General features: G+C 34.0%; 5 protein-coding genes and 1 pseudogene. All 6 read right to left on the bottom strand.

Features of this window, described 5'->3' with window-relative positions:
• Positions 1–55: 55 nt before the first annotated feature.
• Complete coding sequence (locus ACI3VO_RS14545; protein WP_439758607.1) at positions 56–388, bottom strand: hypothetical protein; 333 nt, start codon at positions 386–388, stop codon at positions 56–58.
• Positions 389–647: 259 nt separating this feature from the next.
• Positions 648–1,184 carry a hypothetical protein gene (locus tag ACI3VO_RS14550; protein ID WP_439758608.1) on the bottom strand — a complete coding sequence of 179 codons (537 nt, stop codon included), beginning with the start codon at positions 1,182–1,184 and terminating at the stop codon, positions 648–650.
• Between the two features lie 349 nt (positions 1,185–1,533).
• Positions 1,534–1,713, bottom strand: coding sequence for a hypothetical protein (locus ACI3VO_RS14555; RefSeq protein ID WP_439758609.1), 180 nt, complete (start codon positions 1,711–1,713; stop codon positions 1,534–1,536).
• A complete protein-coding gene (locus ACI3VO_RS14560; protein ID WP_439758610.1) occupies positions 1,710–2,225 on the bottom strand; it encodes a hypothetical protein in 516 nt (171 codons plus the stop codon). Before ACI3VO_RS14560 ends, ACI3VO_RS14555 begins: the two co-directional genes overlap by 4 nt.
• Positions 2,226–2,404: 179 nt before the next feature.
• The gene (locus tag ACI3VO_RS14565) at positions 2,405–3,271 is read right to left on the bottom strand and encodes a DEAD/DEAH box helicase (protein WP_439758611.1); all 867 of its coding nucleotides are present in this window, start codon (positions 3,269–3,271) and stop codon (positions 2,405–2,407) included.
• 12 nt (positions 3,272–3,283) lie between these two features.
• Positions 3,284–3,511, bottom strand: a pseudogene (locus ACI3VO_RS14570) (DEAD/DEAH box helicase family protein); the annotation flags it as partial.
• Between the last annotated feature and the right edge of the window lie 144 nt (positions 3,512–3,655).

The following is a 3,655-nucleotide window of genomic DNA, read 5'->3' on the forward strand; positions in this document are numbered from 1 at the left end:
CGAAATTTTTTCTTTATTTACCCGACTCGCCTACTATAGCTATAAGTTCTGCCATTTACAACGTAAATTTAAAATTATCACTTGAACTTGTATCTGTTTCTTCTTTCCTTACATCTTTTGCAGCACTTTCCTTACTCCAATAAGGAGTTTTATATCTTTCATAATCTGCAATATTATCTGGACGAGGTAATTCTATAAATGTAGAACAATCGCCATAATACCCCAGAGGTACCAGTATATCTGAAGTTCCGAATCTACTCTTTAGTAGAAACATTGCTAGAAATACTTGCTCTAACTCTTTAATATTATACCTCTTATATGTTGTCTGTTTAAATTTATGAGGGCTATGTAGAGCTAAAACAACTTGGCTGTCTTCGTATCGTATCATATATCTCTAAGGCTCTTTATCCTTAGATTCTATAATTTTATTTATTTTTATAGTCTAGACTATATCTTTGGCTCATTTCATATTCTCTCGAACCTTACTTTGAGTAGTGCCCCGCTTTCATGGAGGATTTTATAGCTACAACTTCACTTGTTTAGCATCACCTCTAGTCGTTCGGCATTTTCTTTAATTTCTTAAAGGTTTAGCACAGGATTATCCTATATGGACTTTCCCTGTTTAACGGAGTTTTAGGTCACCAACTTTAGACAGCATCTTTTAGCGACCCAGAATCTTTAAAGTCATTAGAAGTAGGATCTTGCATTGATTGTTTTAGTCTTTCATCACTACCCGCACTTCTATTAAACTGACTAACATGAATGGGAGAGATTATCTTAGTTGTATTTCTATAGGATACTGAATCTCTTGATATAGCATCCATTTCCTCCTTCTTGCTCCTTCCATTGGTAGCTTTAATCAGAGAACAGTGATCTATTAACACTCCTAAGACTTGATTCGGATTATGAGGAGTGAATTGTCCATCTTCCCATTTTCCGAATTTTGGTAATATACTGTTTATAACCTTTACATACTTTTCTTCTGTTAAGCTACCATCAAAGCACATTAACCGTTGATCAAGAATATCTAAGAAAGATTCACATTTCCTCAGAATATCATAATGATCATCTGATAGTATGCAGTCTTTACCTCTAGAGAAAATCTCTTTGAAACGTAGCTCTATACCATACTTTTCGAATATGTACATTGACACCAGCTTAGCATAAACCTGTGGTTGTGTCATCTCCAAGCTAAATAAAATGTAATAAGGATCTCTCTCAGTATATTCTCCCTCTAGAAAAGCCATTAAAGGCTTATAAATGAAAGCATAGATAGTATAGGTGGACTTCAGTTTTGTTGTCATTAGGCTTTTTATCCTAATTTCTATAACTTCTTTTCATTATAGCTCCGCGTACCTGTTTACCCACTTATTTCAGTTGGGGTATTAACCACTCTTGGAGACATTTTATTCTGCTTTTGCAGGTTCAGTCTCTACGCTGTACGGTGTTACAGACTCTTTAGTTTCGGTAATTACCTCGGGATTAACATCACAGTCTTCCCCGATTTTGGTTAATGATAATCTATATGATTCCTCATATAGACGGCAATATTTCATTACCACTTCCAGAACCTCCTCCTATGAGATAGCTTGTGCCTGGAAGGTATCCATCCATATACATTTCTAGCTTAGGAGAACCTATAGGCAGTCCTACATTATGTCCCTCTCGTCCTTCATTAACTAATTGATAGAACGCTTCTTTGCCTTTTATCATATTAGCTTAACTGCATCATAGTTTATATTTCCGTCACCTTCTTTAAGAGCCTTTAAGTCATTCCATCCATTATTGATAATGAAGCTAGCTAAACTGCAATTTAATATGTTATTATCATTTGCCCATTTAACTAGTTCTATTATCTCACTATGCAATTCTGGATTCCACCTTATCTCTTTGCCATATCTAAAATAGCAATCTTCTAGACTATTAAACTTCTTCGAGACTCCTCTTAGTGGCACTACGCATCCATTGATGTTACCAAACTGAGGATATACTTCAAATAACTCCTTTCCTATTTCAAAAGAACTCTTATATAGTCCTTTAATTACTGTTTTATTTACTGGTATTGAATAAGGATCAAATGCTTGCCCTTCAGAAGGGACTTTAAAACTTTTTAAGATAATACCCTTATCCTGTAAAGATATAATGAGTTCCCGTAAATTGATTCCTGCATCATGTAACATTTCAATACAATCTTTAAATGGAATCTCATTAGAATCATCTTGCATAACTAAAAGGGTACGAATAAACATTAGTTCATTAGGAGATAACTTATACTTCTTTAAGAACATAAGCTCTCCTTCCAAAGTGAATGTTAAATTTTTCAACAGCTTATTAATTAATATATATTGAATATTAATCTATAAACTGCAAAGTTTAGTTTCCTCTCGGAAATTTAATAATTACATTAGTACCTAAATTGGTAATCTTTTAGTCTTTTTACATAGGGACTTGGTTCTTCTCCATTTAGGACAGCATCTAAGCCCTTTTCATCAATGGTTATATAATTAGATCCTCCATGACTATTCTCAAACCACTTAGTTTCTATTGTATCGTTGATAACTAAGTTGAATGCTTCAGCTTCCTTATCATTTTCCTTGCGGATAATTCTCCCAAGCCTCTGTACAGCTTTAGTCTTAGAAGAATCTAATCCTAGTATAACTGCCACTGATAATCCTTTCAAATCCATGCCTTCATTGCATTTCTGAATGGTATTTATCACTTGGAAATCACCATTCGCAAATTCTTCCATTGTAAGTCTTCCTTTCTTCTTAGTGTCTTTTCCGCTATATACCTTTCCAATACCAATAGCTTCAGCCATCTTAATATTATTGGAGAAAGTAATTATTTTAGAGAATGGTCTAGCATTTATTATCTTCCTAGTAAGTTCTAATTTTTTCGGATGATTATTAACAAATGCTTTTCTCTGCTGAATACACCTCATAAAGGCAGTTGCATGATAAGTAATCTGTTTGAATACTTCTTTCCTTTCAGCTTCAGTACCATTAGGACATCTTTGATCTCGTAACTTTGCTCTATTGATAAAGCCAGTTGGACCAAGTAATGACATGGCTAGGTTGAAGTCAAAATTAAAGTATTCAAAGTGAGTCTGAAACTCTTTATTCCACTTTTGGTACTCTTCTATGTTATCAACATCAATTAATACAAGGTATTCCTTATATTCGGAAACCCATTGGTTTGCCAAAGCCTCAGCAGGAGTAATTATATCAACAACGGGACAATATTTAGCTATAATTTCATGTTTTCCGTCCAATCTATCAAAAGTAGCTGTTAGTCCTAATACAAATTTATACTGTACAGCCTCAAATACACGTTCAAATACTGGCGCAGCGTATCGGTGTACCTCATCAAGTGCTAGAATGTCTACTTTGTAGTCGTTTCTCTTTACTACGGTATTGATGACCTCTACATTTGCATTTAAACCTAAGCCCCAGCTATCTAATTGTGATTTCCACTGATCTTTTAAGATACTAGTGGGTACAACAATTAATATAGATAGATTCGGATATGCAGTAAGTACTGTCTTTAAACATTTTAGTGCAGTTACTGTTTTCTATCCTATTATCGTACGACTTTTTATTCGTACTTCTATAGATTATTATTCTCTATAGTATCGCGTACCTTTTCATCCACTTAT

This window comes from Intestinibacter sp., assembly GCF_051866655.1.
Lineage (GTDB): Bacteria > Bacillota > Clostridia > Peptostreptococcales > Peptostreptococcaceae > Intestinibacter.

Excerpts from the sequence above, each read along its gene's own strand:
- ACI3VO_RS14545 (WP_439758607.1), bottom strand. The coding sequence starts at position 388 with ATGATACGATACGAAGACAGCCAAGTTGTTTTAGCTCTACATAGCCCT.
- ACI3VO_RS14555 (WP_439758609.1), bottom strand. The coding sequence starts at position 1,713 with ATGATAAAAGGCAAAGAAGCGTTCTATCAATTAGTTAATGAAGGACGA.
- ACI3VO_RS14560 (WP_439758610.1), bottom strand. The coding sequence starts at position 2,225 with ATGCAAGATGATTCTAATGAGATTCCATTTAAAGATTGTATTGAAATG.
- ACI3VO_RS14550 (WP_439758608.1), bottom strand. The coding sequence starts at position 1,184 with ATGACACAACCACAGGTTTATGCTAAGCTGGTGTCAATGTACATATTC.